Source organism: Exiguobacterium sp. PFWT01 (genome assembly GCF_018255795.1).
Taxonomy (GTDB): domain Bacteria; phylum Bacillota; class Bacilli; order Exiguobacteriales; family Exiguobacteriaceae; genus Exiguobacterium.
Genome location: NZ_CP073755.1, coordinates 12,501 through 32,500 on the forward strand (window position 1 = coordinate 12,501; position 20,000 = coordinate 32,500).

At 48.9% G+C, this 20,000-nt stretch carries 15 protein-coding genes, 3 tRNA genes, 2 rRNA genes, 1 other RNA gene and 1 other annotated feature (2 of these 22 cut by a window edge); of the genes, 16 read left to right on the plus strand and 5 right to left on the minus strand.

The window, feature by feature from the left end; translation table 11 throughout:
• The 3 genes from KD909_RS00045 to guaB form a co-directional block, all read left to right on the plus strand.
• Positions 1 to 2,237 (plus strand): 23S ribosomal RNA (locus KD909_RS00045); it begins 676 nt to the left of the window's first position.
• 54 nt (positions 2,238 to 2,291) lie between these two features.
• Positions 2,292 to 2,408 (plus strand): 5S ribosomal RNA (gene rrf / locus KD909_RS00050).
• A 250-nt stretch (positions 2,409 to 2,658) separates the two neighbouring features.
• A complete protein-coding gene (guaB, locus tag KD909_RS00055) occupies positions 2,659 to 4,122 on the plus strand; it encodes an IMP dehydrogenase (protein ID WP_012727767.1) in 1,464 nt (487 codons plus the stop codon).
• Positions 4,123 to 4,161: 39 nt separating this feature from the next.
• Here the strand turns inward: guaB and KD909_RS00060 are convergent, their stop codons facing one another.
• The 3 genes from KD909_RS00060 to KD909_RS00070 all read right to left on the minus strand — a co-directional run bounded on the left by KD909_RS00060 (position 4,162) and on the right by KD909_RS00070 (position 9,745).
• Positions 4,162 to 7,584: an alpha-amylase family glycosyl hydrolase gene (locus tag KD909_RS00060; protein ID WP_211782035.1), complete on the minus strand. Its 3,423-nt coding sequence runs from the start codon at positions 7,582 to 7,584 to the stop codon at positions 4,162 to 4,164.
• Positions 7,585 to 7,724: 140 nt separating this feature from the next.
• Positions 7,725 to 8,345: a class A sortase gene (locus KD909_RS00065; protein WP_211782036.1), complete on the minus strand. Its 621-nt coding sequence runs from the start codon at positions 8,343 to 8,345 to the stop codon at positions 7,725 to 7,727.
• On the minus strand, positions 8,342 to 9,745 hold the full coding sequence (locus KD909_RS00070; protein ID WP_211782037.1) for a MocR-like pyridoxine biosynthesis transcription factor PdxR: 1,404 nt from the start codon (positions 9,743 to 9,745) through the stop codon (positions 8,342 to 8,344). The genes KD909_RS00065 and KD909_RS00070 overlap by 4 nt, the downstream gene beginning before the upstream one ends.
• 287 nt (positions 9,746 to 10,032) lie before the next feature.
• On the opposite strand from KD909_RS00070, the gene pdxS reads away from it, so the two are divergent.
• The 7 genes from pdxS to KD909_RS00105 all read left to right on the plus strand — a co-directional run bounded on the left by pdxS (position 10,033) and on the right by KD909_RS00105 (position 14,874).
• Positions 10,033 to 10,923 carry a pyridoxal 5'-phosphate synthase lyase subunit PdxS gene (pdxS, locus tag KD909_RS00075; protein WP_012727762.1) on the plus strand — a complete coding sequence of 297 codons (891 nt, stop codon included), beginning with the start codon at positions 10,033 to 10,035 and terminating at the stop codon, positions 10,921 to 10,923.
• A 4-nt stretch (positions 10,924 to 10,927) separates the two neighbouring features.
• Positions 10,928 to 11,503: a pyridoxal 5'-phosphate synthase glutaminase subunit PdxT gene (pdxT, locus tag KD909_RS00080; RefSeq protein WP_047795939.1), complete on the plus strand. Its 576-nt coding sequence runs from the start codon at positions 10,928 to 10,930 to the stop codon at positions 11,501 to 11,503.
• Between the two features lie 85 nt (positions 11,504 to 11,588).
• A complete protein-coding gene (locus tag KD909_RS00085) occupies positions 11,589 to 12,836 on the plus strand; it encodes a D-alanyl-D-alanine carboxypeptidase family protein (RefSeq protein ID WP_211782038.1) in 1,248 nt (415 codons plus the stop codon).
• A gap of 18 nt (positions 12,837 to 12,854) precedes the next feature.
• Positions 12,855 to 13,063: a binding site (T-box leader), on the plus strand.
• A gap of 51 nt (positions 13,064 to 13,114) precedes the next feature.
• A complete protein-coding gene (serS, locus tag KD909_RS00090; protein ID WP_012727759.1) occupies positions 13,115 to 14,398 on the plus strand; it encodes a serine--tRNA ligase in 1,284 nt (427 codons plus the stop codon).
• Between the two features lie 138 nt (positions 14,399 to 14,536).
• Positions 14,537 to 14,627 (plus strand) — tRNA-Ser (locus tag KD909_RS00095).
• 37 nt (positions 14,628 to 14,664) lie between these two features.
• A tRNA-Ser gene (locus KD909_RS00100) sits at positions 14,665 to 14,755 on the plus strand.
• A 29-nt stretch (positions 14,756 to 14,784) separates the two neighbouring features.
• Positions 14,785 to 14,874: transfer RNA gene (locus tag KD909_RS00105), tRNA-Ser, on the plus strand.
• A 121-nt stretch (positions 14,875 to 14,995) separates the two neighbouring features.
• On the opposite strand, the gene KD909_RS00110 is transcribed toward KD909_RS00105, so the two are convergent.
• Positions 14,996 to 15,667, minus strand: coding sequence for a deoxynucleoside kinase (locus KD909_RS00110; RefSeq protein WP_012727758.1), 672 nt, complete (start codon positions 15,665 to 15,667; stop codon positions 14,996 to 14,998).
• Entirely contained in the window at positions 15,664 to 16,299 is a 636-nt protein-coding gene (locus tag KD909_RS00115) for a deoxynucleoside kinase (RefSeq protein WP_012727757.1), read from the minus strand. The genes KD909_RS00110 and KD909_RS00115 overlap by 4 nt, the downstream gene beginning before the upstream one ends.
• Positions 16,300 to 16,420: 121 nt before the next feature.
• Between KD909_RS00115 and tadA the strand changes: the two genes are divergently transcribed.
• The 6 genes from tadA to KD909_RS00145 all read left to right on the plus strand — a co-directional run.
• Positions 16,421 to 16,921: a tRNA adenosine(34) deaminase TadA gene (gene tadA, locus KD909_RS00120; RefSeq protein ID WP_211782039.1), complete on the plus strand. Its 501-nt coding sequence runs from the start codon at positions 16,421 to 16,423 to the stop codon at positions 16,919 to 16,921.
• 53 nt (positions 16,922 to 16,974) lie between these two features.
• An RNA gene (ffs, locus tag KD909_RS00125) (signal recognition particle sRNA large type) lies at positions 16,975 to 17,242 on the plus strand.
• Between the two features lie 94 nt (positions 17,243 to 17,336).
• Complete coding sequence (gene dnaX, locus KD909_RS00130) at positions 17,337 to 19,013, plus strand: DNA polymerase III subunit gamma/tau (protein WP_047795933.1); 1,677 nt, start codon at positions 17,337 to 17,339, stop codon at positions 19,011 to 19,013.
• 14 nt (positions 19,014 to 19,027) lie between these two features.
• The gene (locus KD909_RS00135; protein ID WP_012727754.1) at positions 19,028 to 19,345 is read left to right on the plus strand and encodes a YbaB/EbfC family nucleoid-associated protein; all 318 of its coding nucleotides are present in this window, start codon (positions 19,028 to 19,030) and stop codon (positions 19,343 to 19,345) included.
• Between the two features lie 22 nt (positions 19,346 to 19,367).
• Positions 19,368 to 19,967, plus strand: coding sequence for a recombination mediator RecR (gene recR, locus KD909_RS00140; protein WP_012727753.1), 600 nt, complete (start codon positions 19,368 to 19,370; stop codon positions 19,965 to 19,967).
• Positions 19,964 to 20,000, plus strand: partial view of a YaaL family protein gene (locus KD909_RS00145; protein WP_031424056.1) — the start only. It continues 188 nt past the right edge of the window; the window shows 37 of its 225 coding nt (coding positions 1-37); it begins with the start codon at positions 19,964 to 19,966; its stop codon lies off the right edge, out of view. Before recR ends, KD909_RS00145 begins: the two co-directional genes overlap by 4 nt.

Below are 20,000 nucleotides of genomic sequence, written 5' to 3' on the forward strand. Positions count from 1 at the left end.
AAGCGAGTCTGAACAGGGCGCATCAGTCCGTCGTCGTAGACCCGAAACCAGGTGATCTACCCATGTCCAGGATGAAGGTCAGGTAACACTGACTGGAGGTCCGAACCCACGCACGTTGAAAAGTGCGGGGATGAGGTGTGGGTAGCGGTGAAATGCCAATCGAACCTGGAGATAGCTGGTTCTCTCCGAAATAGCTTTAGGGCTAGCCTCGAGGTGAAGAGTTCTGGAGGTAGAGCACTGATTGGACTAGGGGCCCCCACAGGGTTACCGAATTCAGTCAAACTCCGAATGCCAGCAACTTGTACTCGGGAGTCAGACTGCGAGTGATAAGATCCGTAGTCGAGAGGGAAACAGCCCAGACCATCAGCTAAGGTCCCCAAGTGTATGTTAAGTGGAAAAGGATGTGGCGCTGCACAGACAACTAGGATGTTGGCTTAGAAGCAGCCACCATTCAAAGAGTGCGTAATAGCTCACTAGTCGAGTGGCGCCGCGCCGAAAATGTAACGGGGCTAAACATACCACCGAAGCTATGGATCCCGTAAGGGATGGTAGGAGAGCGTTCCAAGCAGCAGTGAAGCGGTATCGTGAGGAGCCGTGGAGCGCTTGGAAGTGAGAATGCCGGTGTGAGTAGCGAAAAGAGGGGTGAGAATCCCCTCCGTCGAAAGCCTAAGGTTTCCTGAGGAAGGCTCGTCCGCTCAGGGTTAGTCTGGACCTAAGCCGAGGCCGAAAGGCGTAGGCGATGGACAACAGGTCGATATTCCTGTACCGCCGTACCACCGTTTGAACGATGGGGGACGCAGAAGGATAAGGTGACCGTGCGACTGGAAGTGCACGGACAAGCAGCGAGGCCGTCGGGTTGGCAAATCCGCCCGGCATACAAGGTTGAGCTGTGACGTGGAGCCCGTAGGGCGAAGCACCGGATTTCACGCTGCCAAGAAAAGCCTCTAGTGAGGAGGTCGGCGCCAGTACCGCAAACCGACACAGGTAGGCGAGATGAGAATTCTAAGACGCGCGGGATAACTCTCGTTAAGGAACTCGGCAAAATGGTCCCGTAACTTCGGGAGAAGGGACGCTTATGGAAACATAAGCCGCAGTGAATAGGCCCAAACGACTGTTTAGCAAAAACACAGGTCTCTGCTAAATCGCAAGATGAAGTATAGGGGCTGACGCCTGCCCGGTGCTGGAAGGTTAAGGGGATGTGTCATCGCAAGAGAAGCACTGAACCGAAGCCCCAGTAAACGGCGGCCGTAACTATAACGGTCCTAAGGTAGCGAAATTCCTTGTCGGGTAAGTTCCGACCCGCACGAAAGGCGTAACGATTTGGGCACTGTCTCAACGAGAGACCCGGTGAAATCATAGTACCTGTGAAGATGCAGGTTACCCGCGACAGGACGGAAAGACCCCATGGAGCTTTACTACAGCCTGATATTGAGGCTTTGTACGCGATGTACAGGATAGGTGGGAGTTTGTGAAGCCGGAGCGCCAGCTTCGGTGGAGACACCCTTGGGATACCACCCTTTGCGTATAGAGTCTCTAACTCGCAGCCGTGATCCGGCTGGAGGACCGTGTCAGGCGGGTAGTTTGACTGGGGCGGTCGCCTCCTAAACAGTAACGGAGGCGCCCAAAGGTTCCCTCAGAATGGTTGGAAATCATTCGAAGAGTGCAAAGGCAGAAGGGAGCTTGACTGCGAGACCTACAAGTCGAGCAGGGACGAAAGTCGGGCTTAGTGATCCGGTGGTTCCGCATGGAAGGGCCATCGCTCAACGGATAAAAGCTACCCTGGGGATAACAGGCTGATCTCCCCCAAGAGTCCACATCGACGGGGAGGTTTGGCACCTCGATGTCGGCTCATCGCATCCTGGGGCTGGAGTAGGTCCCAAGGGTTGGGCTGTTCGCCCATTAAAGCGGTACGCGAGCTGGGTTCAGAACGTCGTGAGACAGTTCGGTCCCTATCCGTCGTGGGCGCAGGAAATTTGAGGAGAGCTGTCCTTAGTACGAGAGGACCGGGATGGACGCACCGCTGGTGTACCAGTTGTTCCGCCAGGAGCACCGCTGGGTAGCTACGTGCGGACGGGATAAGTGCTGAAAGCATCTAAGCATGAAGCCCCCTCCGAGATGAGATTTCCCTTTGAGCAATCAAGAAAGACCCCTCAGAGACGATGAGGTAGATAGGTCATGGGTGGAAGCGTGGCGACACGTGGAGCTGAATGATACTAATCGGTCGAGGCTTTGATCTAGTCTATGGTTTGTGTTGATGAATCCTCAGTTTTCAGGGAACAAGCCCTGTAAAGTCTGGTGGCGATAGCGAGACGGCCACACCCGTTCCCATGCCGAACACGGAAGTTAAGCGTCTCAGCGCCGAAAGTAGTTGGGGGATCTCCCCCTGTGAGGATAGGACGTTGCCAGGCAACAACGCAGAGGACGACCGAGCATACGCTCGGTCGTTTTTTTACGTTCATAATGAAACCGAACTCCAGGATCTACTGATCCATACAATGAAATTCCGAACAATTTGCATATAATTTAAGCCAATGAACACAATTCTGAACTTTCTGAACATCGGGAATTGAATTGCACTTTTGCGTTATACCTGTTACCATTACAGAAATATTTCGAAACAAAGATGTAGGTAGAACGAGAAAGGGGCCATCAATTTTTATGTGGGAAAATAAGTTTGCAAAAGAAGGTTTAACATTTGATGATGTATTACTCGTACCACGGTTTTCAAATGTTTTACCACGTGACGTTGATTTAAGCACGAAGCTCTGTGAAGGACTCGAATTAAATATTCCAATCATCAGTGCTGGTATGGATACCGTCACTGAAGCCCCAATGGCAATCGCTATGGCCCGTCAAGGCGGTTTAGGTGTCATTCACAAGAACATGTCGATGGAAATGCAGGCTGAGCACGTCGATCGCGTAAAGCGCTCAGAAAATGGTGTTATCACAAATCCGTTCTATTTAACTCCAGACCGTCAAGTATATGATGCAGAATACTTGATGAGTAAGTACCGTATTTCGGGCGTTCCAATCGTCAACTCAGAAGAAGAGCGTCAATTGATTGGTATTTTAACGAATCGTGATCTTCGCTTCATCAAAGACTATTCGACGGTGATCAAAGATGTCATGACGACAGAGAACCTTATCACAGCAAAAGTGGGTACATCACTTGAAGAAGCCGAGCGCATCCTTCATCAACATCGCATCGAGAAACTTCCACTTGTCGATGAGAACGGTGTATTGAAAGGTCTCATTACGACGAAAGACATCGAGAAGGTCGAACAGTTCCCGAACGCAGCAAAAGATAAGCAAGGTCGTCTTCTTGTCGCAGCTGCAGTCGGTGTGACGAAAGACGCGGCCTCACGTGCTCAAGTGTTGGTTGAAGCAGGTGTGGATGCACTAGTCATCGATACGGCACACGGCCACTCAGCTGGCGTACTTGAAAAAGTTCGTGAATTACGTGATATGTTCCCATCTCTTCCAATCATCGCAGGGAACGTGGCGACAGCAGAAGCGACACGTGCATTGATTGAAGCAGGAGCATCCGTCATTAAAGTTGGGATTGGACCAGGCTCAATCTGTACGACACGTGTTGTCGCAGGTGTCGGTGTTCCACAAATCACAGCAGTCTATGATTGTGTGATGGAAGCGAAAGAGCACGGTGTCTCAGTCATCGCTGACGGTGGAATCAAGTACTCTGGTGATATCGTCAAAGCGATTGCCGCAGGAGCCAACGCAGTCATGCTCGGAAGCTTGCTCGCAGGTGTGAAAGAGAGCCCAGGTGAGATGGAAATCTACCAAGGTCGTCAATTCAAGACGTACCGTGGTATGGGATCGGAAGCATCGATGAAACGCGGAAGCCAAGACCGTTACTTCCAGGAAGCGGACAAAAAGTTCGTTCCAGAAGGTATCGAAGGTCGCGTCGCGTATCGCGGTGAACTGGCTGACACGGTCTATCAATTGATCGGTGGTCTTCGTTCAGGTATGGGGTATTGCGGCGCTGCCGACATTCGTGCCCTTCGTGAAGACACACAGTTCATTCGTATGACAGGTGCTGGACTCCAAGAGAGCCACCCACACGATGTCAACATCACAAAAGAAGCACCAAACTATTCACGTTAATGAAAAGCCGCCATCCTGTTCACTCAGGATGGCGGTTCTTTATTTGCGTTTCTCGACTAAAATGACAGTTCCTCCCTGATCTTGTGCAGGAAGTGAGACGGTCACCTTCCCGTCTTTTTGAACCGTGTATGACTTGCCGCTATAGCGGTCAATCAAAACGGTCTTCGCCTTGTACGACGTCTTAAATGAAACGGTTTGCGCGTTTTCTTTCGTGTTCAATCCGACAAGAACGGACTGTTTGCCGTAGGCCCGCTCAAAGATCGAATAACCAGAAGTAGCATTCACATCGATGGATGAACGTGTTCCTTTACTGAATACGTGAGAATAGTCTGCACGGATATTCAATAGTTTTTGGTAATGCGTATGCATCGCTTTCCCTTCTCCTTTGACACGTGACCAGTCGAAGTCATAGCGGTTCTCGTTAAATTCACCTTTGTCCATATCCCCTGCATGTTTCCCAGATTGTCCGACCTCTTCTCCGTAATAGATGACCGGTTGACCTTTGGCCGTAATCTGAAGGGCAGCAGCGACCATTTGCTTGCCTGTATCTCCACCTGCACGCGAGACGAGGAATCCATCTTCGTCATGGCTACTTAAGAATTGTCCAAGTGTTGCTTCATTCGATAATTGGTTATTCCGGTATTGGAGCGCTTTTTCTACATCTTCAACGTTGCCGTTTACGAATCGCTCGGCCTGGTATTTAAAATCGAAGTCGAGCAAGGAATCCATTTGACCACTTCTCAAATAGCCGCCTGTGTTGTTGATGCTGGCACCATAGTGTTCGCCGATGAGTTTGAAATCTGGTTTGATTGTTGTCAGCTCATTTTTGAATGACTTCCACGTCGTTGAATCCACATGTTTGACCGTATCGACACGGAAATAGTCAATCGTGTTTCCTTTTTTCGTTTTCGAACGTTTGATCCAATCGGTCTGCCATTTGACCAATTGCTCCCGCACGGCCGCTTCCTCTGTCTTGAAATCAGGAAGACCGGACAAGGACATTCTGAGGTCGTCCCCGTCAACCGGATTCTCACGAATCATGCCATCGAATACTTGGCGTTCCGCATCCGTCGGGAAATTCGTGACGTCTGAACTTGCACCTGGTTCCATGCCATAGCCTGGATGGTTCAAGACGACATCGACCATGATTTTGATGCCGCGCTTATGCGCCTCGTCAATGAGTTTATGGAATGCGGCCATATCCCCAAGATGTTCATCAAGTTTCTCAAAGTTTTTCGCCCAGTATCCGTGATAGCCATATTGAGATCCGTCTTTCCCATAACGCAAATCCCAATCGATGTTATCCACAATCGGTGTGATCCAGATTGTATTGATGCCTAAGTCATCTAGATAATCGAGCTTTTTCGTGACGCCCGCAAAATCCCCTCCGTGGTATGATTCCGGATGGTCTTTGTCGTAGTACTCACGGTTCGGATTGTCATTGGACACGTCCCCGTTATAGAAACGGTCGGTCAGCATGAAGTAGATTCGTGCCTCATCCCAATCAAAGGCTTGTTTCTCTTTCATCGATTTCGGAACGACACGGATGGTAGTCTTCGAGCGATGGACATTTCCATATTGGTCGACGGCTGTGACAGAGAGCGTCTTGTTTCCTGGTTTGACCGTATCTTTCACCGCAATGGTTTGTGCATTCAATGCACGGTCGATGTGCAACTTAGCGGGTCCACCGAGAGGTCGTGCATCGATGTAGAGTTCACGAAGCGTCACGCCCTTCGGTAAAGTTGGTTTCACCCGTAGGACGGCATTTTCGCGGGAACTAATCGCTTTTGGACTGACTGAAGAAGTGAGTTTGACGGTCGGTTGGCGATACTCGATTTGAGAAGCCTCAAAGTACGGATCCTTCACTTCAGTCGTCACCCCGTCTTTTGTGACGAGATACGTGTAATCATGAACGCCTTCAGGCAAGCGCACGGTGTGACGGAACCATTCGTTTTCAGCCTCATACGTCATCGGATAAGTTTCACCATTGATTTTGAGTGCGACCTGTTCGATTTCACTCATTTTTCCGGATTCATAGAGTGCTACATCGCGATAGAAGAAACTGATCCCGTCTGTACCGTACACCGGTCCGTTAATCGTCGGAACTTGATGGAACGTCCCTTTACCGCTTTCGACGCGGACCTTCGTGACACGGTCTTCTCCAAGCGTGACGTATCTGTCTTCTCCGTATGCGTCCTTCACAGCCCAATCCGTTCCTTTTCGGATTACAAATCCGACTTTGGTGGCGTCTTGACCGACGGGAATTCGGAAGATGGCACCGTCCTCCGTGATACGATATGGATCAACTTGGCCGTCTTTTTTGCCGGTGCTCCACGTCCACAAGTTCCAATCCGTATAATCTCCATCCGTGCGGACATATTTCATCTCGATATAACGAGTCGTTTCCCACGGATCGGCGAGCTTGATTGCCGTTTTGAACGAAGTCGTCAAGGCAGGGAGTGACGTGTTCGAAATCGTCCCGGTCACTGCGTCCGCTGGGATTGTCGCCGTATAGGACGTATCGAGGGCGAGTGCCTCTTTCGGCTGAAGTGTCACGGTCGAACCGTTCACTGTCACGTCGACAGGGATTTTTATTTCTCCTTGTTGTAGCGTGACTGCTTCAGTATCGAGACGGACGGGTTCGTTGAACGTCCATGTGATTGGGGCAGACACATCCACGTCGATTGAGGCTGAAGCCGGGGTCACCGAAACGACCTCAAGCTGATCAATCGTCTCCACCCCATTTAACGTGAACGGGGCACTATACACAGATTGCGTCGACGGAGTAGCAGCGACGTTCCAGCTGTTCGCCAATTGGTTGGCCGCGTTACTTGGAATCGTATCGAACGCACCATGTTCTCCTGCATTATTGCCGCTCAATACAGTCAAGGCACGGACTTGGTCTCCATTGTTTAGCCCGAGTAAGGAGAGCGGAATCTTTCCTTCGAATCCTTTCGTCCGGTCCACTGCGAAAGCCGCCCCGTTCAATTGGTTCAATTGTAAGAGAGGGGTATCCTGTCCGGCCTTATAGAGGGCCGCCTCTTTGACTTTTTGATCGCCATCGACACGAACGAGAATATGATATTGTGGTGCCTTGTCGACGCCTGTAAAGTCGAATGGGTATCCGAGTGGATTTTTAGAGATGCCAGAATCCTCATCGTTAATTTGAAGGGCGATATTAATGTATTGTCCGTTGTCACCCCAATTCGGGACATTGTTCGCATCTACATAAAAATAAAGATGTTGGGCATCGTTTTGTATGTATAAATCGCCGACATCAAATCCTTGCCAACCTGTAGCCGGGGAAGTCGCAAGAGCTGGGATTGAAGTCCAGTCTGTTTTCGATCCATCAATCGTCATCGTAGTCGGTTCGGCCAATGCGTTCATCGGGACACCGGCTTGAATGAGTAATGCTCCGGAAAGGATCAGCGTCGAAGCCTGACGAGCGGTTGTTTTTTTCATGAGGCACCTCTTCCTGTCAAATATATTTGCACATTTTTATGCAAACGTTTTCAAAAACAGTTTAGCGGAACTTGAAAGCGCTCACAATATGTTTTTGCAAAAATAATAAACCGCCTCTCCTATTTTCAAAGGAGAAGCGGTCAAGAGGATGGAGCGACGAGCTTTCCTTTTACAATCAGGCGCTCTGTCGTATCGAACGTACACGTGATTAACGTGATGGTTGGGATGGAGGTGTCATCTAATACATCGACTCGTTCAGGAGAGACGGTTTCAAGCGAAGTGACTACGTACTCATACGTTTGCGCTTCATCCTGAAGGTAGATCGTCGCACCGACCTCGATTTCATGGAGCGGTCCGAATAGAGCGGTCGCTCGTTGTAAATAGTGGCCGGCGAGCGCATAGTTCCCTTTGCCCATCTCTTGTTCAGGATGCATCGTTCCGGCGCCTACCGCGAGACTTTCATTGTCCAATCCTTTCATGATGGGAAGTTTCAGTGAGACATCGGGAATCGAAATCACACCGATTGTCGGCAAATCATGAAACCGATTGCGCGCTTGTAGGACGTCCGATACAGAGAGTGGACTGACGGCTTTGAAATCATAGCTTGGATTCAATTCGCTCTCTTCTTGAAATTCCATCTGTTCTATCACGTATTCACTCGTCGAACTAGCAATGGCATTTTTCCAAATCGGGCTCGTCAAAAAGAGGACGCCGCTCCCGATGAGTAAAAGTCCGATGAACCATCGGATACGTCGATTCATGATTTTCCTCCTTTTGCAACTGCCCACGCAACCATCAACTGCTCAATCACGTCAGGTAACGTCGACTCAGACAAATGCGCAAACCCGAACAGAAATTGCTTGTGGGAGTCCGGATGCACGATGCGATAGTCGTTCATGGATTTAATGGCGATTCCCGCGGATTCGGCGGACTGCTTCAATTCTTGCTCCGTTCGCTCGGTGGCGATGGTCAACACGACGTGCAGTCCGGCACTTGCTCCGGTCACGGTGACGGTCGGTTCGAATGGTCGGAAGGCAGCGAGGACACTTTCTAACTTACGACGGTATATTTTTCGCATCCGGTTCAAATGCTTTTCAAAGTCACCGCTCGACATGAATAGGGCCAACGTTTGTTGTTCGAACCGGGGAACGCTACAGGTGAAATACTGGTGTCGTTCCCGATAACGGTTTAATAAAGGTGTCGGTAAGACCATATAGCCGATGCGTAAGGATGGCATGAGAGATTTTGAAAACGTACTGATGTAGATGACCCGTTCATTCGGATCCATGCTCTGCAGGGACGGGATTGGCTTGCCGCTATAGCGAAACTCGCTGTCGTAATCGTCTTCGATGATATACGTCTGATGGACGAGTGCCCAATTTAACAAACGTTGTCTTCGACTGACGGACAAGACGGTCCCTGTCGGAAATTGATGAGCAGGTGTGACATATAGTGCATCGATTGCATGACGCTCGAGCTCATTCACACAAACACCACTATCGTCTACCGGAATCGGAATCGATGTGCGTCCTTGTTGCTCGAACAACAGGCGCGTGAGCGGATAGCCAGGGTCTTCGATTCCAAAGATAGACGAGTCCGGTAAGAGATTCAAGAGCTGTGGCAACAGCTGTTCCGTTCCGGAGCCGACGATGATCTGTTCTGGTGAGCACTGTACGCCGCGGGAGTGATAGAGATACGTGGCGATTTCTTGACGCAATTCTATATCTCCTTGAACAGAACCTAACGCAAGTAATTCATGATTCACGTCATCGACGACATGTTTGATATGTCGCTTCCACCGTTCAAACGGGAAGGCAGTCGTGTCGATTTGACTCGGGGAAACATCATAAGCATATGTCTTTCGTGGAGGTGCCGGGGCGATGGTACTACTCGAGCGCCGGACGTACAGCTCCTCTTGTGGTAACACATAAAATCCTTTTCGAGGAATGGATTCGATGTATCCTTCGGCGAGTAACTGGGCATACGCGAACTCGACCGTTGTCTGCGACACATCTAAAAATTGAGAGAGCTTACGCTTTGAAGGTAATTTAGTTCCTGTTTTTAACGTATCGTCGAGGATGGCATCCCGAATGTGTTTGTACAATTGCTCGTAAAGCGGGATGGACGACTCTTGATCAAGCGATAAGGTAAGCATGTCCATGGTGTGACGTTCCTTTCTTTATGAACCAAAAAAGAAGTAGAGCATAAACCCAAGAATGATGATGAAAGAGACAATCCCGGGTGTACCGAATGAGGCACGATGACCCCCATCAAACGAATCACGGTTTAACATACGTATTCCTCCTTTATACTTCAACAGGTTCGGGATAGATGAAATGGAGTCCTTTATTTAAACTGACCACTTTAAATAATAAGAAACTGACACTTTTAATATAGTCAATACCACTTATACTAGCAAGTAGAACACGAACCAATGGAGGGATTTCAATGGAAAAGAGACAAGTAGGGACAGATAAAGTAAAACGTGGGATGGCAGAAATGCAAAAAGGTGGCGTCATCATGGACGTCATCAACGCCGAACAGGCAAAGATCGCTGAAGCTGCCGGTGCTGTGGCTGTCATGGCGCTCGAACGTGTACCATCAGATATCCGTAAAATGGGCGGCGTTGCCCGTATGGCTGACCCGACAATCATTGAAGACGTCATGGGGGCAGTATCTGTACCGGTTATGGCAAAATGCCGAATCGGGCACATCGCTGAAGCACGTGTCCTCGAGTCGATGGGGGTCGACTTCATTGACGAGAGCGAAGTTTTGACACCAGCCGACGAAGAGTTCCACTTGTACAAGCGCGACTACACGGCGCCGTTCGTATGTGGAGCACGCGACCTCGGTGAAGCAGCCCGCCGTATCGGTGAAGGGGCAGCGATGATTCGTACAAAAGGGGAGCCAGGAACAGGGAACATCGTCGAAGCGGTTCGTCATATGCGTACAGTCCAAGCGCAAGTGAAACGTCTCTTGTCGATGAGTGTGGATGAGGTCATGACAGAGGCGCGCGACCTCGGTGCACCGTTTGAAGTATTGATGCAGATTCGTGAAGCGGGTCGTCTCCCGGTCGTAAACTTTGCGGCAGGTGGAATTGCGACACCAGCGGACGCTGCCTTGATGATGCATCTCGGGGCAGACGGAGTCTTTGTCGGATCAGGGATCTTCAAAGCAGAGAATCCAGAGAAATTTGCACGTGCCATCGTGGAAGCTACGACGTACCACGATGACTATGAGCGGATCGCGCACTTGTCAAAAGGATTGGGTGAGGCGATGAAAGGACTTGATGTCCGCACGCTCAAAGAAGAAGAACTCATGGCACCACGAGGCTGGTAAGATGGTGACGATTGGCGTATTAGGGATGCAGGGCGCAATTCGGGAGCATGTTCGCATGCTGGAAGCGCTCGGTGCCCAAACCGTTGTAGTCCGCTCGCTAGAAGACTTGCAAGCGATTGACGGACTCGTGTTACCAGGGGGAGAGAGCACGGCGATGCGTCGACTACTCGACCGTTACGGTCTGCTCGAACCACTTCGAGAGATGGAAACGTTACCGATGTTCGGCACATGTGCCGGAATGATTCTTCTCGCGAACGAAGTCGAAGGATATGACGCCCACTTGAAGAAAATCCCGATGACAGTGAAACGCAATGCGTTCGGACGTCAGGTCGACAGTTTTGAGGTCGACCTTCCAGTGAAAGGAATCGATGAGCCAGTCGAAGCGGTCTTCATTCGTGCCCCACAAGTGGCACGCGTTGAACCAGAAGTAGATGTGCTCGCTGAAGTCGAGGAAGCGATTGTGGCGGTCCGTTACAATCAGTATCTGGCTTGCTCGTTCCACCCCGAATTGACGGATGACCTCTCGTTACATCGGTATTTTATCGAGATGGTCAAAGCGAATCAGAGTCAACATGTATAAGTTTGAGGGACCTCGCAAAAAGGGGGTCCTTCAAACTTATTTTTTGTTACACTGAACAAAGAAGCGTACAGAAAGGGGAAACGATGTGAAGGCCCGTTATTTCATCATATTGCTCACTGTCGTATTCGTCATACAGACCATGTTGCCATCGGCTGCCTCTGCGGCCGCTCCGAAAGTGGATGCAGCAAGCGCGATGCTTGTAGACGTGACGACAGGACAAGTTCTATTTGCCAAACAAGAAGATTCAATGCTTCAGCCGGCTTCGATCACGAAGCTGATGACAGCATTTTTAACGCGTGAGGCGATTGAAGCAGGGAAACTCAGTTGGACACAAGAAATCACACCGAGCGATGCTGCTTTGGCGTTGACGAGAAAGCCGGGGTTGGCACGAATCCCGCTGTTAAATAAACCATATACCGTCAAAGAGTTATACGATGCCGCGTTGATTCGTTCAGCGAATGAAGCGGCCGTCACGCTCGGGGAGGCCGTATCCGGTTCGGAAGAGGCATTCGTCAAAGAGATGAATCGTCGGGCTGATGAACTCGGGATGACCCAAACGACGTTCGCGAACGCCTCAGGACTCGATTCTGAATCTGCAGGTCTACCGGGAGACAATTTGACGTCTGCCAAGGATTTGATGAAGCTCGCGATTGCGTATTTGACGACGTATCCGGAAGTACTGGATGTGACGAAGCGGGCATATGTGGATGTCGACGGTGTTCGGTTTGATGCGACGAATCGCATGCTCGCTAACCGTGACCTCGCCTATCCGGGAATGCTCGGATTCAAGACAGGTACGACGAATGAGGCGGGCTATTGTTTCATTGGCGTATCTACACGAGATGGGCGTACCGTTCTGTCAGTTGTCCTCGGTGCGACATCGGACGAGGGACGTTATGCTGCAACGAAAGCGCTACATGACTATGCCTATGCAGATTTCGTCATGACTCCGATTTTGCGGACGGGTGAAACCATTTCAAAAACGGCAACGGTCTCGCAAGGTGAGGAAGAGCAAGTCGCGGTCCGGACGACGAATGACTTTGAGGTGTTGGTTGAAAAAGGGAAACCTGTTCCCGAGCCGAAATATGAACTACTCGATTTAGAGGCCCCGATTCAAGTCGACACACAGGCTGGCATGGTCACAATCGATTCTTCAGAGCATGTTCGCTATTTAGAAGGGGAGGCCCCTCCAAAGATGACACTCGTCACAGCGGAGTCGGTCGATACCGCCTCATTCTTGACGAGAATAACACGAGCTTTTTTGGATTTCCTCGATCAAATCCGACTCGCACTTGGAAAAATCAGTCTTGTCGAACAAGTTGAGATGTTGTAAAGTAAGATTAATTCAATGACAGATGCGATGATGAGAATAAGTACGTTACGTACGTCTACTGACAGAGAGCTAGTGGTTGGTGCAAACTAGTGAGATGACGTGACCGAATCGGCCTCGGAGCATTGACTTGGAAACAGGTCACGTTCGCACACGTTACGTGCATCGAGTGGCTCAAACTTTTGAGCAACGAGGGTGGCAACGCGGATCCAAGGTGGTTCGTCCCTTTCCTACGGGAAAGGGACGTGCCACCTTTTTTATATGAAAAAGGAGGAATAGCAATGTTAGACATTAAACGTTTGCGACAGGATTTTGAAGGAATCAAAGAAAAGTTAGCTCACCGGGGGGAAGACTTGAGTGCACTTGACCGCTTCCCACAACTAGAGGAGAAACGTCGTGACTTGATCAACGAAGTGGAAGTGAAGAAAGCGAAGCGCAACGAAGCGACAAAACAAATCGCTGAATTGAAGCGGAACAAAGAAGATGCCGAAGGCCCGATCTTAGAGACACGTCGCCTCGGAGATGAAATCAAACTGTTGGACGAAGAGTTACGCGAAGTTGAGGCAGAACTCAACTTGATTTTACTCAGCATCCCAAATATCCCGCACGAATCAACACCAATCGGCGAAACGGAAGACGACAACGTGACGATTCGCGAAATCGGGACAAAGCCCGAGTTTGATTTCGAGCCCAAGCAACATTGGGACGTGATGGAAGACCTTCAAATCGTCGATGTCGAGCGCGCTGGAAAAGTAACGGGTAGCCGCTTCGTCTTCTATAAAGGATTAGGCGCTCGCCTAGAACGTGCCCTGATCAACTTTATGATGGACCTTCATTCAGATGAGCATGGGTACGCTGAAGTGTTACCTCCTTACATGGTCAATCGTGATTCAATGACAGGAACGGGTCAGCTTCCTAAGTTCGAAGAAGATGCATTTAAAGTAGCGGACACGAACTACTTCCTCGTTCCGACGGCTGAAGTACCGGTCACGAACATGCACCGTGAAGAGATTCTTCCGGAGACACAACTTCCAATCGCGTATACAGCATATAGCGCAAACTTCCGTTCTGAAGCTGGGTCAGCGGGACGTGACACACGTGGATTAATTCGTCAGCACCAATTCAATAAAGTCGAGCTCGTCCGCTTCGTAAAACCGGAAGAGTCTTATGAGCAATTGGAACTGTTGACAGGTCATGCTGAAGAAGTCTTAAAACGTCTAGGCCTTCCTTATCAAGTGCTCAGCATGTGTACGGCAGATCTCGGATTCACTGCCGCGAAAAAATACGATATTGAAGTATGGATGCCGGCACAAGGGGTATATCGTGAAATCTCGTCTTGCTCAAACTTTGAAGATTTCCAAGCGCGTCGTGCGGGAATTCGTTTCCGTCGTGACGCCAATGCGAAACCTGAGTTCGTGCATACGTTGAACGGTTCAGGTCTAGCGGTCGGACGGACGGTCGCAGCGATTCTAGAAAATTATCAACAAGCGGATGGATCGGTCGTGATTCCAGAAGTTCTTCGTCCTTACATGGGTGGGAAAGAAAAGATTGAAATGCCGAATTAAACGCTTGAGCAGCCTCGATTTTGAGGCTGCTCAATTTTTTTAATGTTTTTTCACAAAAGGGTTTGACATCTGTCTCTTCAGTTGGTACTATAAATCATGTCGAGCGACACTGTTGCTCACGAATTGCATATGAGCTTTGGAGGTGTACCCAAGTGGTTTAAGGGAACGGTCTTGAAAACCGTCAGGGGTGTAACAGCCTGCGTGGGTTCGAATCCCACCACCTCCTCCATTTCTTTTTTGGAGGCTCACACAATTTTATATCTTTTGGAGGTGTACCCAAGTGGTTTAAGGGAACGGTCTTGAAAACCGTCAGGGGTGTAACAGCCTGCGTGGGTTCGAATCCCACCACCTCCTCCACTTTCTTTTTTTTACACTTTTTTAGGCCTGGAGTTGTACCCAAGTCCGGCTGAAGGGGACGGACTCGAAATCCGTTAGGAGTCGCAAGGCTCGCGTGGGTTCGAATCCCACCAACTCCGCTTTCAATCGGGCATCTGCAGAGGCAGATGCATTTTTTGTATCCACAGACATAAGTACTGTGGATTTTTTTATGCACAAAAAAGAAGGATCACGCTGTCGTTGGCGCAATCCTTCTATTGATTATCTCACTTTTGCTTCGCGCGCAATCGTGAGTTGCTTTTCGATTTTCTCAAGAATGAGTTCGACTGAATCAGGGTCGTTGATGAGGTCGTACTCTTCAATCGAGAGACGCAATACCGGACACAGGTTGAAGTTGTTGATCCATTCTGTGTAGCGGGCGTACATCTCTTCCCAATAAGCGATTGGTGTTTGCTGCTCCATCTCGCGACCGCGCATTTGAATGCGTTCAAGTACTTGTTCGAACGAACCTTCGAGATAGATTAATAGATCCGGGTGCGGGAAGAACGGTGTCAACACCATTGCCTCGAACAAACTAGAATACGTTTCGTAGTCTGTTGGTGACATCGTCCCTTTTTCATAGTGCATCTTGGCGAAGATGCCTGTATCTTCATAGATTGAACGATCTTGGATGAAGCCGCCACCGTATTGGAAGATTTTCTTCTGTTCTTTAAAACGTTCTGCCAAGAAGTAAATTTGAAGATGGAAGCTCCAACGCTCGAAATCATGATAGAATTTATCGAGGTAAGGGTTCGTATCTACTTTTTCGAGAGACGTTCGGAAATTCAATGCATCGGCTAACGAATTGGTGATCGTTGATTTCCCGATCCCAACCATTCCACCGATTGTAATGATCGTATCGTTCGGGATGTTATATTTATCAATCAGCTTCATTTTATTTGGGCTCCTTTAGTTAATTCTAATTCACGCTCAATCGTTTTTAGGACATGAGTCAAGTCGTCCGGATTGTGTACAAAGTCGAGTTCATCCCCACTGAACGAGAGGATCTTCACTTCTGGATGGGCCGCGCGATATGATTCAACAAACGTCTCATAGTCGTGAGCAAGTTGTTCGAGGTAATCACGAGACATATTCTCTTCCACTTCACGTCCACGCAAGGCGACTCGTTTCATTAATGTCTCAATGCTGGCATGTAAGTAAATGACGACATCAGGTTTCGGCATATCATGTGTCAAAATCTTATAAATCTGCTCGTACTTGTTCAAGTGTGCCGGTTTCAGCGAACGGTGAGCAAAAATCAAGTTTTTGAAAATATGATAGTCCGAAACGACGGATTGTTGCTGACTCAAGTGGTGTTTGTGAATATCATCCAACTGCTTGAATCGATTGCACAAGAAGAACATTTCCGTTTGGAAACTCCATTCTTCGATATCTTCATAAAACTTGCCGAGAAATGGGTTCTCTTCTACAATTTCATTCAGCATCTGCATCGAGAAATGCTGACTGATGATATGGGCCAGTGATGTTTTCCCGACACCAATCGGTCCTTCTACCGTTATAAACATATGATGTCATCCTCCATTATCCAAAGTGCAAGTTCCATTCTAGCACACAATACGAGCGATATGGCGAGGGATTTGATTTTCATTTTTTTTCATAGTTTTAAATAAGAAATGAGGTGAATCGATGGAACGTGATGAGCGATTTATGCAATTGGCCATCGAAGAGGCAAAGAAAGCAGAATCCATTGGCGAGGTGCCGATTGGTTGTGTGATCGTGAAGGGAGACCAGGTGATCGCAACCGGGCACAATCGTCGTGAGACGGATCGATTGGCGGCAGCACACGCCGAGATGATTGCGATTGAAACGGCCAATGAGACACTAGGGAATTGGCGATTAGAAGACTGCGAACTATACGTTACCCTTGAACCGTGTCCGATGTGTGCGGGCGCAATCGTGTTGTCTCGCGTGAAACGTGTCATTTTCGGTGCCCACGACCCGAAAGGTGGATGTTGCGGGACATTGATGAACTTGGTGCAGGATGAGCGATTCAATCACCAAGCTGAAGTGACAGAAAATGTTTTAGCAGAAGAATGTGGACAGCTCCTGACAGATTTCTTCCGATCGCTTCGAGAAAGGAAGAAACAAGAACGACTCAATCAGAGAGGTTGCAACCCAATCGATTAAACAGTATAATGTAATAGCACTCGAGATAGTGCCTAATTTCATTTACCCATTTGCCGTGCTAGGTGGGGAGGTAGCGGTGCCCTGTCACTCGCAATCCGCTGTAGCGAGACTGAATCCCGATTCGAGGGAGTGCGCTGGTGTGGTCTGCCTTATGTAAGTGGCGTTGACGTCTGAGTCCTGCGCAACGGTCACCCATGAACCAGGTCAGGTCCGGAAGGAAGCAGCCTTAAGTGGTGACGTACCGTGTGCCGCAGGGGTGCTTGGGCTGAGCAAACTGCATGAGTAACGCATGTTGACGTGCTTTCAGAAATCGGTGCGCGGCAGATTTATTTTATAACTTCAATCTATGGCCCCCGGGCTGTAGATTTTTTTGTATGATGAGATAGAGAAGAACAGTAGGGAAGGAGGCGAACTCATGGCGTATCAAGCGTTATATCGTGTATATCGACCTCAATCGTTTCAAGAGGTCGTCGGTCAAGTCCATATCACACGTACGATTCAAAACGCTCTGTTAGAGGAGCGGATGTCACATGCGTACCTGTTTTCTGGCCCGCGTGGAACGGGGAAGACGAGTTTGGCGAAAATCATTGCCAAGGCAATCAACTGTGAAAGCGCGCCAACACGTGAACCATGTAACACCTGTCCGACGTGTATCGCCATAACGGAAGGGACGAGTCCCGACGTGTTTGAAATTGATGCCGCATCGAACAACGGGGTTGACGAAATTCGGGAGATTCGAGACAAAGTCAAATATCCGCCGTCCCAAGGGCGTTACAAAGTATACATCATTGATGAAGTGCATATGTTATCGACCGGTGCATTCAACGCGTTGTTAAAGACGCTTGAGGAACCACCGGCACATGCGATATTCATCTTGGCCACGACAGAACCACATAAAATTCCGGCTACAATCATTTCCCGCTGTCAGCGATTTGATGTCAAACGACATGAAGTGAGTCAATTGCAAACGCGGATGGCCTATATTTTGAACGACCAAGACCATGACTACGATCCGGAAGCGTTGAAACTCATCGCACGTGCTGCCGATGGCGGGATGCGAGATGCCCTTAGCTTACTTGATCAGGCGCTCGCATTCAGTGATGGGCGGTTGACGGAAGAAGCGGTGTTAGAAGTCACGGGTGCCGTGACGGATGAAACGTTGCTCGACATGGCGTATGGTCTCCAGAGAAAAGAGTTAAATGCCATTTTGAGTACGCTTGAATTGATGTTGCGTGAAGGGAAGGACTTGAAACGTTTCATCGAAGACTTAGTGTTCGTTCATCGAGATGCGTTACTCTTGAAAGCATCTCCTCAAGCAGCTGACTTATTGGAACGTGCTCGTCCGACTGACGAGTTTCGTCAGTTCGTCGAAGCGACTTCAACGGATGAATTGTTCCAAGTGATTGAAGAGCTCAATGATTGCCAACAGCAGATGAGGTTATCTAACCATCCGAAAGTGTTGGTGGAATTAACATTCATCCGGATCGCGGAACAAGGTCGAACAATCAGTGAGCAAATGACACAACTACAAGATCAAGTGCGTGAACTGAGCCGTGAATTAAATGAAGTGAAGAAGAATGGTGTTGCCGTGACGGGTGGAGAGCCAGAAAAGCCAAAGCCTGTTCCAAAACGGACACAAATTCGGGTGCCGAAAGAACGGATTCGCCAACTCTTACAGCGGGCCGAACGGCAGCATTTGAATGCGATTCGCGACAGCTGGGGAGATATCATGACGAATATTCGGATACAAGATGGTCCGATTTTCGCTCTCTTCTATGAAAGTGAAGCTGTCCTTTGTGCAAGTGACACCTTACTGGTACAATTTAAAGATGGAATGACATGGCACTATGAGCAAGTGAGTTCAAACGGTCGTACGCGCGATGTGATTGAACAGGCGTTATTCGAAGTGACGGGGATTCGTCGCGAAATCATGGCGGTGCTTGAGACGGATTGGAATGAACTAAAAAATGAGTTCATCCTTCAAAAACAAGCAGAACGAACGGAACAAGTCGAAGAGCCGGAAACCGAGGATCCGCTAGTCGCGCAGGCGATGGAACGTTTTGGCGATGTCGTTGAAATCGAAGAAACATAAGGGAGGCGCTCTGAATGCGTGGAATGGGAAACATGAACAACATGATGAAACAGATGCAAAAGATGCAAAAAGATATGGCGAAAGCTCAAGAGGAATTAAAAGAGTTATCGGTTGAAGGAACTGCGGGAGGCGGCATGGTAAAAGTTGTCGTCAGCGGTCATAAAGAAGTCTTAGATGTCATTATTGCTGAAGACGTTGTCGATCCGGACGATGTGGATATGTTACAAGATCTCGTCTTAGCAGCAATCAATGATGCAATGAAACAAGCGGATCAGCTTGTGAATGATAAGATGGGACGTTTCACACAAGGGATGAACCTCCCAGGCTTTTAAGTGAAGAAAGGATCGATGCGAGTTGCAATACCCTGAAGCCATTGGACGATTGATTGAGAGTTTTACGAAGTTACCTGGGATTGGACCGAAAACTGCGGTACGTTTAGCATTCCATGTATTAGATATGGAAGAAGACGATGTGTTGACGTTCGCGAAATCTCTCGTGAGTGCGAAGCGTGACATAAAGTATTGTACCGTGTGTGGCCACATCACAGATATTGATCCGTGTGCAATCTGCAAAGACTCACATCGGGATGAAACGGTAGTTTGTGTGGTTCAAGACTCAAGAGACGTGATTGCTATGGAGAAGATGCGGGAGTACAGAGGGAAGTATCATGTTCTTCATGGAGCCATTAGTCCAATGGAAGGGATTGGTCCAGAGGATATTAATGTTTCAAGTTTGCTGACACGTTTACAAGAGAACGAGTCGATTCAAGAAGTGATTTTAGCGACCAACCCGAACATTGAAGGGGAAGCGACTTCGATGTATTTATCGAGACTACTCAAACCGACGGGAATTCGCGTGACGCGTCTTGCCCATGGTTTACCAGTCGGTGGAGATTTGGAGTATGCGGATGAAGTGACATTATCTCGGGCGATGGAAGGTAGAAGAGAACTATGAAATGGTTTCGTAAGTCGTTAAGAGATGATTATG

What these genes read in the sequence shown, in the direction of transcription:
- guaB (WP_012727767.1), top strand. Translation starts at nt 2,659, where the DNA reads ATGTGGGAAAATAAGTTTGCAAAAGAAGGTTTAACATTTGATGATGTA.
- KD909_RS00060 (WP_211782035.1), bottom strand. Translation starts at nt 7,584, where the DNA reads ATGAAAAAAACAACCGCTCGTCAGGCTTCGACGCTGATCCTTTCCGGA.
- KD909_RS00065 (WP_211782036.1), bottom strand. Translation starts at nt 8,345, where the DNA reads ATGAATCGACGTATCCGATGGTTCATCGGACTTTTACTCATCGGGAGC.
- KD909_RS00070 (WP_211782037.1), bottom strand. Translation starts at nt 9,745, where the DNA reads ATGGACATGCTTACCTTATCGCTTGATCAAGAGTCGTCCATCCCGCTT.
- pdxS (WP_012727762.1), top strand. Translation starts at nt 10,033, where the DNA reads ATGGAAAAGAGACAAGTAGGGACAGATAAAGTAAAACGTGGGATGGCA.
- serS (WP_012727759.1), top strand. Translation starts at nt 13,115, where the DNA reads ATGTTAGACATTAAACGTTTGCGACAGGATTTTGAAGGAATCAAAGAA.
- KD909_RS00110 (WP_012727758.1), bottom strand. Translation starts at nt 15,667, where the DNA reads ATGAAGCTGATTGATAAATATAACATCCCGAACGATACGATCATTACA.
- KD909_RS00115 (WP_012727757.1), bottom strand. Translation starts at nt 16,299, where the DNA reads ATGTTTATAACGGTAGAAGGACCGATTGGTGTCGGGAAAACATCACTG.
- tadA (WP_211782039.1), top strand. Translation starts at nt 16,421, where the DNA reads ATGGAACGTGATGAGCGATTTATGCAATTGGCCATCGAAGAGGCAAAG.
- dnaX (WP_047795933.1), top strand. Translation starts at nt 17,337, where the DNA reads ATGGCGTATCAAGCGTTATATCGTGTATATCGACCTCAATCGTTTCAA.
- KD909_RS00135 (WP_012727754.1), top strand. Translation starts at nt 19,028, where the DNA reads ATGCGTGGAATGGGAAACATGAACAACATGATGAAACAGATGCAAAAG.